Origin of the sequence: Nostoc piscinale CENA21 (assembly GCF_001298445.1) — a bacterium.
Classification (GTDB): Bacteria; Cyanobacteriota; Cyanobacteriia; order Cyanobacteriales; family Nostocaceae; genus Nostoc_B; species Nostoc_B piscinale_A.
Genome location: NZ_CP012036.1, coordinates 6,638,270 through 6,652,852 on the forward strand (window position 1 = coordinate 6,638,270; position 14,583 = coordinate 6,652,852).

Genomic DNA, 14,583 nt, shown 5'->3' on the forward strand with positions numbered 1-14,583 from the left:
AATGCTTTGGCAGATTCTGGTTTTACAATAAGAAATTGGCAGAGAAGGAGTAACAATGACAACCCCACAAGAAGTCTTGAAATTGATCCAAGACCAAAACATTCAGATGATTGATCTGAAATTCATCGATACACCAGGAACATGGCAGCACTTGACCGTGTACCATAACCAAATCGATGAAAGTTCATTCTCTGATGGCGTACCTTTCGACGGTTCCAGTATTCGGGGTTGGAAAGGTATTGAAGAATCAGACATGACAATGGTGTTAGATCCCAACACAGCTTGGATCGACCCATTCATGGCAGAGCCAACCTTAAGCATAATCTGTAGCATTAAGGAACCCCGCACAGGAGAATGGTACAGCCGTTGCCCGCGCGTGATTGCTCAAAAAGCTGTTGATTATCTAGTTTCTACTGGTATTGGTGATACCACTTTCTTTGGGCCTGAAGCTGAATTCTTCATTTTTGATGATGTCCGCTTCGACCAAACCGCCAACTCCGGTTACTACTACGTAGACTCTGTAGAAGGTCGTTGGAACTCTGGTAGACAAGAAGGCCCCAACTTGGGTTACAAACCACGCTTCAAAGAAGGTTATTTCCCAGTGTCGCCTACCGACAGTTTCCAAGACATTCGGACAGAAATGTTGCTGACAATGGCAAAATGTGGTGTCCCCATTGAAAAGCAACACCACGAAGTAGCAACTGGTGGTCAGTGCGAACTCGGCTTCCGCTTCGGTAAGTTAATTGAAGCGGCTGACTGGTTGATGACTTACAAATATGTCATCAAAAACGTAGCTAAGAAATACGGCAAAACCGTTACCTTCATGCCAAAACCAATTTTTGGCGATAACGGTTCCGGTATGCACTGTCACCAGTCAATTTGGAAAGATGGCAAGCCTCTATTTGCTGGCGATAAGTATGCTGGTTTGAGTGAAATGGCATTGCATTACATTGGTGGCATTCTCAAACACGCACCAGCACTATTAGCTATCACCAACCCCACCACAAATTCCTACAAACGTCTAGTACCAGGTTACGAAGCACCTGTTAACTTGGCTTACTCCCAAGGAAACCGTTCTGCTTCTGTGCGTATTCCTCTCTCTGGCACTAACCCCAAAGCTAAACGCTTAGAGTTCCGTTGTCCAGACGCTACTTCTAACCCTTACTTGGCATTTGCAGCTATGCTTTGTGCTGGCTTGGATGGTATCAAGAACAAAATTGACCCAGGCGAGCCTCTAGATAAAAATATCTATGAACTGTCTCCAGAAGAGTTGGCAAAAGTTCCTTCTACCCCAGGTTCTCTAGATAAAGCATTAGCAGCCCTAGAGAATGACCACGCTTTCTTGACTGAAACCGGCGTGTTCACAGAAGACTTTATCCAAAACTGGATTGACTACAAACTAGCTAATGAAGTTGAGCAGTTGCAGTTGCGTCCTCATCCTTATGAGTTTTATCTCTACTATGACTGCTAATTGCAACCTGTAGTGATTTATTAGCCACCCTTTAGGGGTGGCTTTTTTTATGAATTAACACTTTTGACAACTCCTAGAAAGCAACAGTAGTAATGGGATAAAACTTTTATCCTATTACTTGTCACCGACTAACTTTAGCTCATTGCAGCATGACTACTGCCATAAATGGTGCGTGTAGTTTGGTCGATCTTGCCTTGAATGGGATTCCAATAATGGGACACTTCTTCAGGAAGACCAAGCTCTTGTGCAGAACGCATCAGCATTGATTGTTGACGGTTTTTAACTTGCTGATATTGACGCGCCATCAATGCACGAGATTTTTCTTGAATAGACATACTTCAGTCCCCCTTAAGGTTTAGTTATATTTTTTAGCTGATAGTTCTTTCATTTATTAATATAGCAAAAATTCTGTAGCTTAAGCTACCGTTTTGATTCACAAGCCGAAAAAGAAATAAAACTTAATATTTGAGCGGCTGTAATGAGTATTTTTGCGTGAGTAAAAAACCCAAAAGTCATGAACTATTGATATTTTTACCAAAATTCACCTTTGAAAAAATCAATCATTCCTGTTTCCGGCAAAGAAAGAAAAACTGAGATAGCATCAAAAATGACACTTAATAAAACTTCATACTATGACAGTTACTTATCCACGGAAATTTCAGGATAATCTAAGTGCGAGAGATATCTTAAAACGGGTAGTAAGCGATCGCGAACTACACCTCATGACCCTAAATCGCTACCGTTACAGTGAACAGCGCAGTTGCAAAGACCTCACAGAAGTCATTGAACGGCTAGACGGACAGCCACGAGAACTCATCCAAGATTTATCCCATCACATCGCCGAGGAAGCGCGTCATGCTATGTGGTTAACCGATTTATTAATCGATTTGGGCGCGAATATCGGAAATCCCCCTGGAATGCCTTATATTGATGAATTTGAATGGCTGCTCGATAAGAATACCCATGATCCTAAAACCAATTTGGATGACAGCATAATTGCGGCTATGGCAGCAATTAACATTACTGAAAAACGCGGCTGTGAGTATTTCTCTGCTCATATTTATGCCTTAAAGCAAGCACCACAGACCGAAGAAAATATCAAAATCCGCGAAACCATAGAAAAAATTCTGCCAGAAGAAGCCGGACACGTCCGTTGGGGAAACCGTTGGTTAGGCAAAATTGCCGATAAAAGTCCAGAACATCGGCAAAAAGTCGAGCAAGCCAAGCGTAAATATGCAGCGATAGAACAGGCTGCTTATGAGTCAGGGATGGATATTACTCTGGGTGCAGAACTTCGACGGGTGACAAGACTGGTAGAAGTAGCAAACACTATGCCACTCTGGGAACGTCCCCAATACCTAATGGAACGCTTACCCCAAGCCTTACTTGCCCCTGAATTGCAATTTACCAGAATTCAAGCAGCACAAAAAGCTTGGCAGCGTAACCCACAAGAGTTTATGGAGAAGTTTGTGCCAATGTTTATCAACGGCATCAAAAAGAGCGAGATAGAAACACAGAAAACTAAAGTTTAAATTAATGAAGGCGAACATTTGTTCGCCTTTATTAGCTACTTCAAAGGAGGCAAATTATTTGGGTCAATACCTTGAGATGCCAGATAAGCCATTAATCGTTCTTTTTGCTGACGTTCCTGTTCAGCACGTTGGCGTTCTTGCTCAATTTGTTCTACAGCCCAAGGCAACAAATTACCATTCGCATCCCACCAGCGCAACCAATAACCAGTCCGGGCTTCTTTAGTACCTTGCCAAGTTCCTAAGAATAAATTCATCGACTCTACCCAATGACGACCATTTTCATCGGGTAGCTGTAACTCATAGCGTTGATTTTTCAGTTGGTAAAATTCTAATAAACCCCCATCTGGTTCAAAAATCACATAGATGGGAACTTGTAAAATCTGTTCGTAGAAGAACCATCTTCCTGGCGGATAGGTGCGTTTAACAGAATATTCCCCGCCTTCGGTGTCAGAGAGAATTTCCATAACAATCGCAGGTACTTCACCTTCTAAATTGGGAGTATAACTTTTGCGATCGCTTAAAACTTCATTCACTGTGGGAATATAAACCCAATCAGGTGCTTTTAAAATCAATTGTCCATTGACAGTTGCACAAAGACCAAAATTTGAGGATATCAACATCTGTGGTTGAATAAAGCCACTAATTTCTAGGCTTTCACGCAACGCACCAGCCAAAATTGGCTGATTGGTATTCTCCACAGGTTCATCCTCTAATTGATAATCATCGGGTAACGCTTCCCAAGAGATTACCATGTCAGTTGGCGATTTAGCTGCACTGAGTTGGGTTGCCATAACACAGCATCAATATTAGTTTTTTCTTATGTTACCGCTCCCGGCACGAAGATGATGCGATCGCACTTAGAAACGGGTAGATGCCAAATTCAACAATATCTCAATGAGACTTCTTGGATTTTAAAATGTAAAATCTCAAAAAATTTTCAAAAAACAAGAAATTATCTGATTGAAGGAATAGGTAATTTTAAGAAAAGAACGGCAGAAATACTGCAAGAATGTTAAATCTCTTTGAGGATAAAATGTGATCTGATTGCCAGAAATTCTGGAAAAGAGTTTGATTTTTACTGGATTCTGTGATTAATAGCTGATTTTAGCCTAAAAGAATTTTAACCAACGGGAAAAGCATTATTCAGCGACTCAATTAAATCTCTGCGTCCACTACCGCGATGAGGTGTCGGATTTTCTGGCTCATTTGATTTGGGTTTGGGTTTTGGTTTTGCTGATAACAACATTTTGCCTCCTGTATCACCAATTAGCGTATGTGAGCGATTTAAACTGTCTGAACCATTAAATACCAAAGAACCGAGAACCACACTAGAAACTAAAAGCGAAAATGTAATACGCATGGCAGATATTTCTTGTGAACTCTAATATTCACTGCTACTGAGCTTCTGAATGTGTATCCGGAAAGTTTGCAAAATAGTATTCTGTTTGACAGAAAGAAATTGAGTTTAACGTTAAGCAAATACTCCTGAATCCGATAGAAACCAGCATCACCAATAATGTTCATTGCCAGGAGTGGGTATACAGGTGTTGCTGGTGTGCAAGGTGAGTTTCACTCTAATTGTTAGCTACAAGCTGTCAGTTGGGTAATTCCAGAAATTGAATGATTCAGTTTACAAAGCGCAAACAAGCTCTTTCTCCCCCAGCTTGCTCAAAGTCATGGAATAGTGATTGACTTTAGAAGTTCCTGGATGTACACAGAGAGCATATATCAAGCTGTCAGTTATATACGTACGTATTTTTTTAATAAAAAGTTAAAATTTTATCTTATATAAAGTTTCAATCAAAATCAGCTACTAGTTATCGACAGCAGAGATAACTTTGTTTTACTCTGAAAACACAAAACATTACCTATCTCTATTACTGGTATATAAAAGACTTTGCTCATCAAAATATTCAGTGAACTGCAAAGCTAAGAGGATGTCTGAGAAGTATTAAATATTTCGTCAGATCCTCCCTAGCCCCCCTTAAAAAGGGGTGAATAATCTCAAAGTCCCCCTTAAAAAGGGGGATTTAGGGGGATCTACAAGTCTCAAATACAACATCAAAAAGTTTTCAGACATCCTCTAAGAATTGATGAGGACTGGATTGTTTTACTGAGTAAAAAATCGAACTAAATTAATTAGGTGCAGACTACTAAATTGTCGAAAATAGCTATTTGTGGAGAATGTATGTCATTTTTAACCAGATACCAAGCTAATAGCAAATTATTATTGACTCTAGGGTTAATGATATCGGGATTATTGATATTACCTAACCCAGCTAAAGCTGTGACAATTGTGCCTCTGACATCACAAGATACTAACCCAGGCTTTGATGACACAGACTTTAATTTACTCCTAGATCAAGGAGATTTTAAGGAGTTGTTTGTTGCGGAAGCTCGAATTGGTAACAATGGGTTTGGTGGCAATGGTGAGCGAGAATTAGGGATTAATCGAGATGTGAGAGCAACTGTAGGTGCGGGGCTACCTGTGGCTAAAGCAGATTTAGTCTGGGGTAATGGTAAAGTTTGGGACTTTAGTTTGGAATATACAGGTAGCAAAGTAACTTACAAAGTTTTTGATACTTCCCAAACCTTCCAATTAGTGACTCAAGAATTTAGCGGTGCTGTCACAGATATCTTTATCCGCACCTTTGCTAATAAAGGTAGTGGTAGTAACGTTCAAAACGCTGTTTCTTTAACTAATCTAGTTCTTAATGGTACAGCGTTAGGAAGTTTAGCATCAGCAAGTACAAGTGCTACAAAGGATTTAGATTATCTCCATATCACTGGTCTTTCTGCACCCTTTACACTAACGGGTAAAACAGCATTTAGCTGGGTTGGTGCTGCACCTGCGCGTTCTAACCTAGCCTTCCAAATCAAAGTCGGTACTTCTCAATCAGTTCCAGAACCTAGTACTCTTGCGGCCATCTTCTTGGCTACTATGACAGGTGCGGCAACTTCAAAAAGACAAAAGATAGCTGCTCAAAAAGTTTAAATTGATTGTGTAATTTAGGCTAATCAAGATTTACACATGAAGATTATCTGTAGAAACTGGGTATAGGGAAGCCACTGCCGAAAAGGTTTCCTAACTTGAATCAAGTGGCTTGTGTATTTATCCAAAACCCTTACACCGTTCGGCTGACGCTCACGGCGAAGCCCCATACCCTTTCACCCCTAAACCCAATTTCCACAGACAACCTTTGTGCGTAAGTCCTGGGTTGGTTACAACACCTCGCGCCCCAAATAAGGTTGCAGTGCTTCCGGTATCAAAATCGTCCCGTCTGGTTGCTGGTAATTTTCCAAAACCGCAGCCATAGTACGTCCAACTGCTAAACCGGAACCGTTGAGGGTATGGACAAACTGTGTACCTTTTTTACCTGCTTCCTTAAAGCGAATATCAGCTCGTCGTGCTTGGAAGTCTATAAAGTTAGAGCAGCTAGAAATTTCGCGATACTTGCCAGCCGAAGGTAGCCAAACTTCTAAATCGTAGGTTTTGGTTGAGGAAAATCCTAAATCTCCAGTACATAAATTTACTACCCGATAAGGTAGCTTTAATGCCTGTAAAATTGCTTCGGCATTACCTACCAATTTTTCTAGTTCGTCAAAGGAAGTCTCAGGCTGGACAAATTTTACTAGTTCCACTTTGTTAAATTGATGCAGGCGAATTAACCCCCGCATATCGCGGCCATAACTGCCAGCTTCCCGGCGAAAACAGGGAGTATAAGCACAGTGGTAAATAGGTAAGTCTTGTGCGGCGAGAATTTCCCCACGATAGAGGTTTGTCACGGGTACTTCTGCTGTGGGAATTAGCCACAAATCATCATCAGCACATTTAAAGCTTTCTTCGGCGAATTTTGGAAGTTGACCGGTTGCCGTTAGTGAGTCCGTGTTAACTAACAATGGCGGACTAACTTCTATATATCCTGCCTGAATTTGGCGATCGAGCATAAATTGAATTAATGCTCTTTCTAGTGCTGCACCAGCCCCAATTAAGCTAGTAAAGCGGCTTTGGGCAACTTTAACAGCACGCTCAAAATTGAGAATGCCTAGTTTTTCGCCAATTTCCCAGTGCGGCAGAATGTTGGGGTTTTTTGGCAGATACTCGTCACCCCAACGGCGAACTTCAACGTTATTTTCCTCATCTTTGCCGACAGGTGTAGAGTCACTCGGTAAATTGGGTAGAGCGAGTACCAGCCTGTTAATTTCAGCTTTCAGTTCTTTTTCTTTTGGTTCCAGTTCACTCAACTGAGCTTTAATGGAGTTACCTTCATCACGCAAAGCTTGAATTTCTGGGTCTTGAGGATTAACACCAGATTTTATCTTTTGACCGACAAGTTTACCAATTTCGTTACTCCGAGCTTGGAGTTGACTGCGGTTCACCTCCAGTTCTCGTTGTTGCTTGTCTAACTCTAATATCGGCTGAATGTCATAATTACCGCTACGACCGTTCAACCGCTCTTGCACTAATTGGGGATTTTCCCGTATTTGCTTTATATCCAGCACAGATTTTTCTCAGTTTTTAGCCTAGAATCTTCTTGATCAATACAGTTAACATACAAAGTTTTCAGGGTAGCTGAAAGTTACCCTGCTTTTAATACCCTTCATTAATATGAAAGGTTAACAGCACCAGGTTAAGGGATTATTTTACATAACTCAGCAAACAATAAGTTTGTAACTTTATTCATTAACTTACCTTGAATATGCTTACCATTTAACAACTTTTCACCTTTGTTCGCTGACATTGGTCTTGAGTGAGTCACGGTAGTCGAGCAATTTTAGTTAGTTTGTTGTTTTTCAAGTCATTGCTACGAAATAATGTGGTTGACAGGCAATACACCGAAAAAAAACTAGATGTTCACCTGACAGAGCATCAAGGTAAAAAATAACACTACGATTAGTATTTTGATTACTGTTGCTTAACTTGATATAACAGCCATTATTTAGACTGCATTTCTGAGACTTTAATTAAACCACCAGTTTCTTTGACAGTATATATAGGGCGGGCTTTCACTTCTTCATAAATTCGACCTATATACTCGCCTAAAATCCCCATACAAATCAACTGCACAGAACCGAGAAAAAATATGGCAATTGTAATTAAACTGTAACCAATTAAAGGACTAGCATGGTCAAATAAGCGCCAATATAGTACTAATACGATCATTAACAAAGCGATCGCAGCTGCTACCATACCTAAGTAGGTTGCCAGCTTTAATGGCACTGTAGAAAAGGAAATAATTCCATCCACAGCCAAAGCCCAAGATTTACCGAAAGTATACTTAACTTTGCCAGCAAAACGCGGTTCTCGTTCAAACAGTACAGCAGTTTGGCGAAAACCCGCCCAAGCGCGTAAACCCCGAATGTAACGGTTACGTTCGGGCATAGCATTGAGAATATCTACAACTTGCCTGTCTAGTAAACAAAAATCTCCGGTGTCTGTGGGAATATCCACATGAGATAAACGTCGGAGGATACGATAAAAAGCATAAGCGGTAAAACGTTTGAGCCAACTTTCTTGTTTACGAGCTAAACGTTGAGCGTACACTACTTCGTAGCCCTGTTGCCATTTCTCCACCATCTGAAAAATTAGTTCTGGGGGATCTTGCAGATCCGCATCCATAATAACTGCACATCTGCCTTGGACAAAATTTAGCCCAGCCGTAACAGCGATTTGATGGCCAAAATTTCGTGCAAAACTGAGGTAACGCACTCGACTATCACGATGGCGGAGTTCTCGAATCATGCTCAAAGAGCGATCGCGGCTACCATCATCGACTAAAATTAATTCCACCTCACCAGCTAACTGTTCTGCTACATCATGCAGCCGACGGTACATTTCCGTGATGTTCTCTTCTTCGTTATAAATAGGAATGACCAAAGAGTATATTGGTTGCATCACAGTTTTTATGGGATTATTTCATCAAGACAGCAAGAAAAGGCCAGATTCAAGTAGATATATACTATAAACTTGGTGATGTCGTTCCTGATATAAAATTCCTTAAAATTATATCTACTTATCGTAATCAATCAACAATCAATAAAATAATTAAACTAAATTTCTCTATGCGCCCATTCCGAGAAACAGAATGGCTATTTACCTTGCTAATAGGTGCTTTACTACTGTGGTTACTGTGTTTAGGAAATTCCCCCTTACGCGACTGGGATGAAGGTACGGTAGCACAAGTCGCCAAGGAAATTTGGCGTGCTGCTTTTGGTTCTCTGCATTGGCTGTATCCAACTTTAGGTGGTGAACCTTATCATAATAAGCCGCCTCTGATGCACTTGTTAATTGCTTGGTGTTACTCTCTAGGTGGTGTAAATGAATGGACAACACGCCTACCGGGTGCTTTATTAACTGCCTTGGGAGTGCCGTTATTGTATTTAGTAGGAATTTTGTTGTTTAACGATAGTTTGCCGGCTTTGTTTTCGGCTTTAGTTTATTTAACAACTTTACCTGTCTTGCGTCACGGACGCTTGGCAATGCTAGATGGTGCCAGCATTACATTTTTCTTACTATTATTATTTTGTTTATTAAAATCACGTCAACAAAAACCTTGGGCTTTAGGTGTGGGATTTTGTTTAGGGTTAATTACTCTAACTAAAGGGATGTTGGTTTTGTTGCTAGGAGGTATTGCAGGATTATTTATTTTGGCTTCATCGCCGTTAATAGTGTTAAATAACCTTTACTTATGGGTTGGAATTGTATTAGGAATTGCGCCAGCGATCGCATGGTATATTGCCCAATGGCAGTATTATGGTAGTAATTTCTTACAGATAAATTTACAAACGCAAACATTTGACCGCATAGCCCAACCTGTTGAGGGTAATACAGGCGCACCTTGGTATTATTTAATTGAGTTATTAAAGTATGCTTTTCCCTGGTTGTTATTTTGGCCAGCAGGATTTTATCTAGCTTGGAATAAACGCTATGCTAGTTGGAGTCGCTTAATTTTAATTGGTACTATTGTTTACTTTGTAGCTATCTCTTTAATAACTACAAAGTTGCCTTGGTATGTTATGCCTCTATATCCGTTTTTAGCACTGGCAATTGGGGCAGAACTTAGTGAAGTTTGGCGAAATCAAGTAATTAATCGGAAAGTTTGGGCAATATTTATAGTTGTGATGGCGCTGGCTGGTTTATGCGGTGGCGTTTACTTTATTGTTGTCCAGGAAGAGCCTGTATTAGTTGCTATGGCTATTGTTTTAACGATGAGTATGAGTTTAGCAGCATGGTTGATTTATAAATGTGATCGCAGATTTATTCCTGTGTTATTTTCTGGGATGTATTTAGTCCTCTTATTATTGATGAGTTCCCAATCTTGGATTTGGGAATTAAATGAAGCATTCCCGGTTAAACCAGTCGCCGCCTTAATTCGCATTTATGTCTCTTCAGGGACAAAAATTTATACATCATTTGCTTATAGCCGTCCTAGTTTAAACTTTTATTGTGATTGTCAAGTCATCCCAGAAACCACACTAATTCTGCAACAAATGTGGGCAAATAATGAATATTTACTTTTAGATAATGCTACATTAAAAAACTTAAATTTACCTATGACTAAAGTTTTAGGTAGTGCTGAAGATTTTAGTTTAATTGCACCATAGCTGTTGATTCAGGTAAAACTATAAATTAATTTTTAGTAATTTTATTAAATAAATAAACATCATCACGCTGGTATTTTAATTTAAAATTACTGTCATTTTTGAGTTTATCTAATAATTTAAAATTTAACTCTTGATTGCCAGATAAGTCATGATGGCGTGTATTAAGTAAAATATAATCAAATATATTTACTTGTGTTAAAGGCAAATTATCTTGAATTAAATTAATGCTGGGGCGATGACTTAAATGAGGAGAAATTTCAGCTGTTGTTAAAACACTACCTTGAGTTTTCACGAGAGCGATCGCCTCTCTTGTAGCTTGCCATGTATCAAGAGACTCAAGATATCTCCCAAAAAAATGAGTATATTTTGCTAGACATAAAAATCCTACCAGTGACCAGATAATAATTTTGCGTCTGTCTTGGATTAATCCTTTTCCTGCTGCCAAGCTTGAAATTAAAACTAACAAGATAAACGGCAAAGCTGGGAGAGAATACTGGTGGATTAAATCTTTTTGTGGTTGATAATCAGCAATTATATTAAGTGCTATACAAGGGATAGCAGCTACCAAAGGTTTTATCCCTGCAAGTGAAAAACCCCAAATTACGGGTGCTAATAGCAGTAATAAATATTCTAAGTTGCTTAAGATAAATACTTTTCCTAAAATTGTTCCTGGTTGCAAAATTATATTTTTAGCAATTTCTGGAACTGAGTTACCTAAATAACTATAACGCCCGACTGCTGCTGGCTCTGCACCACTAAAAGTAGGAATGATTATTCTAGATGCTATCAAAAACCAAGCTATACCAGCACCTAGCGCGATCGCACCATATAAACGCCGCTTTTCAAACACCAATAACCAAAACCCCATCGCTGCAACTGTGAATGAAAGCACAGCTTTACACCCTAGTATGAGGAATACATATAAGCAAAACCATCTTATTTGATTACGCCGTGCTGCTAAAACTGCCGCTAAGAATAAAGGTAAAGCAATTACTTCTGGATGGAAATCAAATAAATTGACATTAAATATTAAAGGATATAACAAATAAACAGCCGCCATTGCTACTGATTGGCCTTCTTTTAATCCAGCTTGACGTGCTAATTGCCAAGTAGGTAAAGCGCCTGATGCTAAAGCAATTGCCTGTACTGCAAAGAGCCAGTATACACTAGGATAAATTTTATAAAGTAAAGCCAAAGGATACCATATCCAAGCTGCATGATCACCAAGAATGTGATAACCCATGAATGTTGAAATTGGTGGTTTTTCTTGACTAATTAAATATGCTGCTTGGTCAAAAATCCCTAAATCAAAAGCAGTCGATTGAAACAATTCATGACGTAAAATACTGGATGCAAATAAAATTAATGCACTTACACCCATCATCCAAAATACAGAATTAATTGCAGGCGATCGCATAAAAATATTTGGCTAATTTTATAATTTTGACTGATTTTTTTGTACCATTAACGCAACGGATACACCAAAAGGTAAACTGAATCGATTCATAAAATAACTTTCACTAGCAAATAAAAAAGTTAAAAATTTATTGATGGGTTTCGCGGGTAAATTTAAATCGCCACTAGCATCCGATTTTTTATCAAGTTTCAGGAGATTTTTTAATAAACGTACTCCAGCTACCAAGGGAAATAACCAAGTATTAAAATAGCTGCCATAGCCGATATTATAACCAGCTAGTCTCACAACTCTTTTTAATCTTTTCAATGTATAGCGACGTTTATGGTAGTTAATTTCATCATGGTAACTCCATAAAAATTGATAAGCCGGCACTGTAATTAATAACCAACTATTCGGTTTTAATCTGCTAGACAATGCTTCTAAAGCGGCTAAATCATCATCAATATGCTCTAAAACATCTAAGATAACAATCAAGTCATACTGGTCGTTAAAGGGAATTTGATCAGGTAGGCTACCTTGTTGGACTGTAGTGACTTGCCTTTCATTCGCTAACTGACAAGCTGTTTCATCAAACTCCATAGCTACAACTTCACCGTAACGAGCCAACATACTTAAGTTGCCTCCAGTACCACAGCCAGCCTCTAGAATTTTGGCATTTTTCGGCAGTTTGAGTTGACGAATCAATTTTTCTACAATTTGGCGACGACCGACAAACCACCAATGTTGATCCTCAACAGCCGCATACTTGAGATAAAAATTTTTATCCATACCAAAATTTGGTGTCTGAGTAATAATGCCAATATTTTCACACTTTTTCGCACTGCAAATGCAGTTTCATAACTCAGCATTTTTCATGATTGTGGCGATCGCTGTTATGGATGAGTCCCAAGCAATTTATAGTGGGAGTTATCTGTAAATTCTTAAGCAATTGTGAAAGCTATTACTCTTCTTGGTTCCACTGGCTCCATCGGTACTCAGACTTTAGATATTGTCGCTCAGTACCCAGATAAGTTTCGGATTGTTGGATTAGCAGCAGGTAATAACGTCGAGATGTTGGCGGATCAAATTCGCCAGTTTCGACCGAGTATAGCAGCGATCGCATCTGAAGATAAATTACCCGCACTGCAAGCAGCCATCCAAGACATTAATCCCCAGCCTATTTTAGTGGCTGGTACAGCCGGAGTTATTGAAGTTGCTCGCTATGGTGATGCTGAGACGGTTGTTACCGGGATTGTTGGTTGTGCTGGTTTATTACCCACCATCGCCGCCATTGAAGCAGGTAAAGATATTGCCCTCGCCAACAAAGAAACCTTAATTGCTGGTGGGCCTGTAGTTCTACCCTTAGTGGAAAAACATGGGGTAAAATTATTACCCGCGGATTCTGAACACTCAGCCATCTTCCAATGCTTGCAAGGCGTTCCCCAAGGCGGCTTACGAAAGATTTTGCTGACAGCCTCCGGTGGTGCTTTCCGTGATTGGCCTGTAGAAAAGTTGCCAGAAGTTACCGTTGCCGATGCTCTCAAACATCCTAACTGGTCGATGGGCAGAAAAATTACAGTAGACTCAGCGACTTTGATGAATAAAGGGTTGGAAGTAATTGAAGCTCACTTTTTGTTTGGCTTAGATTACGACCATATCGAAATCGTCATCCATCCTCAAAGCATTATTCACTCGTTAATTGAGTTACAAGACACCTCTGTATTAGCTCAACTTGGCTGGCCAGATATGCGTTTACCCTTGTTATATGCTTTATCTTGGCCCGATCGCATTTACACTGATTGGGAAAGACTCGATTTAGTCAAAGCTGGCAGTTTTACCTTCCGTGAGCCAGATCATCAAAAATATCCTTGTATGCAGTTAGCTTATGCCGCCGGTAAAGCAGGTGGTTCAATGCCAGCCGTATTAAATGCTGCTAATGAGCAAGCTGTAGCTTTATTTTTAGCCGAGAAAATTCGCTTTTTAGATATTCCCCGGTGTATTGAATGGGTATGCGATCGCCATCAAAATGATAACTGTGCAAATCCCTCTTTAGATGACATTTTGGCAGCAGATCAATGGGCAAGACAAGAAGTTTTAACCGCAACTAAAAATTTAGCAACTTCCCCGCAGATGATTTCTCTGCACTAAAAACTCAGATATAACAATCCTTTGATTTGTAACAATTCTACAACTCAGATACCAGACTTATCAAAAAAGTCTGGTATCTTGTTTTTTATAAATTTTTTCTAAAGAATAGGCATAAGCAGAAATTTCTTCGGTAATTTCCGCTATCATTACCAAACAATAGTTTTTTATTTATTTTCTCACATAATTTATTTTGAATTCTTCTTTAAGAATTACCATGATTCCAACTTTAATTATTGCTTGGATTGTATTTACAATATTATGGAAAGTTGTCAAAACAACTGTGAGTAATGCCCTGACTATTGCGGCAATTATTATTTTATTACAGGTAGGTTTTGGCATTACACCGATGGATATTTGGCATCAGATCATTCAGTTTACTCAAACTCTCTCGCAAATTCGCCTTAATAAATAATCAGAATTCAGGCGCAACC

Annotated in this window: 14 protein-coding genes; 7 read left to right on the forward strand and 7 right to left on the reverse strand. The window is 39.4% G+C overall.

Going from position 1 to position 14,583, the window contains the following annotated elements; translation table 11 throughout:
• The first annotated feature begins 55 nt into the window (after nucleotides 1-55).
• Nucleotides 56-1,471, forward strand: coding sequence for a type I glutamate--ammonia ligase (gene glnA / locus ACX27_RS28620; protein WP_062297509.1), 1,416 nt, complete (start codon nucleotides 56-58; stop codon nucleotides 1,469-1,471).
• A 134-nt stretch (nucleotides 1,472-1,605) separates the two neighbouring features.
• Here glnA and gifA read toward each other — a convergent pair whose 3' ends face one another.
• On the reverse strand, nucleotides 1,606-1,806 hold the full coding sequence (gene gifA / locus ACX27_RS28625) for a glutamine synthetase inactivation factor IF7A (RefSeq protein WP_062297512.1): 201 nt from the start codon (nucleotides 1,804-1,806) through the stop codon (nucleotides 1,606-1,608).
• A gap of 297 nt (nucleotides 1,807-2,103) precedes the next feature.
• On the opposite strand from gifA, the gene ACX27_RS28630 reads away from it, so the two are divergent.
• Nucleotides 2,104-3,003 carry a ferritin-like domain-containing protein gene (locus ACX27_RS28630; RefSeq protein WP_062297513.1) on the forward strand — a complete coding sequence of 300 codons (900 nt, stop codon included), beginning with the start codon at nucleotides 2,104-2,106 and terminating at the stop codon, nucleotides 3,001-3,003.
• Nucleotides 3,004-3,038: 35 nt separating this feature from the next.
• Here the strand turns inward: ACX27_RS28630 and ACX27_RS28635 are convergent, their stop codons facing one another.
• Both ACX27_RS28635 and patX read right to left on the reverse strand, forming a co-directional pair.
• The gene (locus tag ACX27_RS28635) at nucleotides 3,039-3,794 is read right to left on the reverse strand and encodes a Uma2 family endonuclease (RefSeq protein WP_062297514.1); all 756 of its coding nucleotides are present in this window, start codon (nucleotides 3,792-3,794) and stop codon (nucleotides 3,039-3,041) included.
• 329 nt (nucleotides 3,795-4,123) lie between these two features.
• A complete protein-coding gene (gene patX / locus ACX27_RS28640; RefSeq protein WP_062297515.1) occupies nucleotides 4,124-4,363 on the reverse strand; it encodes a heterocyst-inhibiting protein PatX in 240 nt (79 codons plus the stop codon).
• 828 nt (nucleotides 4,364-5,191) lie between these two features.
• Here patX and ACX27_RS28645 point away from each other — a divergent pair.
• On the forward strand, nucleotides 5,192-5,998 hold the full coding sequence (locus ACX27_RS28645) for a choice-of-anchor W domain-containing protein (protein WP_062297516.1): 807 nt from the start codon (nucleotides 5,192-5,194) through the stop codon (nucleotides 5,996-5,998).
• 227 nt (nucleotides 5,999-6,225) lie between these two features.
• Here ACX27_RS28645 and serS read toward each other — a convergent pair whose 3' ends face one another.
• Together serS and ACX27_RS28655 are read right to left on the reverse strand one after the other, a co-directional pair.
• The gene (gene serS, locus ACX27_RS28650) at nucleotides 6,226-7,506 is read right to left on the reverse strand and encodes a serine--tRNA ligase (protein WP_062297517.1); all 1,281 of its coding nucleotides are present in this window, start codon (nucleotides 7,504-7,506) and stop codon (nucleotides 6,226-6,228) included.
• A 433-nt stretch (nucleotides 7,507-7,939) separates the two neighbouring features.
• Nucleotides 7,940-8,902 carry a glycosyltransferase family 2 protein gene (locus ACX27_RS28655; protein ID WP_062297518.1) on the reverse strand — a complete coding sequence of 321 codons (963 nt, stop codon included), beginning with the start codon at nucleotides 8,900-8,902 and terminating at the stop codon, nucleotides 7,940-7,942.
• A 164-nt stretch (nucleotides 8,903-9,066) separates the two neighbouring features.
• On the opposite strand from ACX27_RS28655, the gene ACX27_RS28660 reads away from it, so the two are divergent.
• Nucleotides 9,067-10,608, forward strand: a complete 1,542-nt coding sequence (locus tag ACX27_RS28660; protein WP_062297519.1) for an ArnT family glycosyltransferase — start codon at nucleotides 9,067-9,069, stop codon at nucleotides 10,606-10,608.
• 25 nt (nucleotides 10,609-10,633) lie between these two features.
• On the opposite strand, the gene ACX27_RS28665 is transcribed toward ACX27_RS28660, so the two are convergent.
• Complete coding sequence (locus ACX27_RS28665) at nucleotides 10,634-12,025, reverse strand: DUF2079 domain-containing protein (protein ID WP_062297521.1); 1,392 nt, start codon at nucleotides 12,023-12,025, stop codon at nucleotides 10,634-10,636.
• A gap of 18 nt (nucleotides 12,026-12,043) precedes the next feature.
• Nucleotides 12,044-12,793 (reverse strand): class I SAM-dependent methyltransferase, encoded by a 750-nt coding sequence (locus ACX27_RS28670; RefSeq protein ID WP_062297523.1) that lies wholly within the window; start codon nucleotides 12,791-12,793, stop codon nucleotides 12,044-12,046.
• 25 nt (nucleotides 12,794-12,818) lie between these two features.
• Between ACX27_RS28670 and ACX27_RS35040 the strand changes: the two genes are divergently transcribed.
• The 3 genes from ACX27_RS35040 (at nucleotide 12,819) to ACX27_RS28680 (ending at nucleotide 14,564) form a co-directional block, all read left to right on the forward strand.
• Nucleotides 12,819-12,941, forward strand: a complete 123-nt coding sequence (locus tag ACX27_RS35040; RefSeq protein WP_256364367.1) for a hypothetical protein — start codon at nucleotides 12,819-12,821, stop codon at nucleotides 12,939-12,941.
• A gap of 14 nt (nucleotides 12,942-12,955) precedes the next feature.
• Nucleotides 12,956-14,152: a 1-deoxy-D-xylulose-5-phosphate reductoisomerase gene (gene dxr / locus ACX27_RS28675; RefSeq protein WP_062297524.1), complete on the forward strand. Its 1,197-nt coding sequence runs from the start codon at nucleotides 12,956-12,958 to the stop codon at nucleotides 14,150-14,152.
• Nucleotides 14,153-14,366: 214 nt separating this feature from the next.
• The gene (locus tag ACX27_RS28680) at nucleotides 14,367-14,564 is read left to right on the forward strand and encodes a hypothetical protein (RefSeq protein WP_062297526.1); all 198 of its coding nucleotides are present in this window, start codon (nucleotides 14,367-14,369) and stop codon (nucleotides 14,562-14,564) included.
• Nucleotides 14,565-14,583 lie beyond the last annotated feature (19 nt).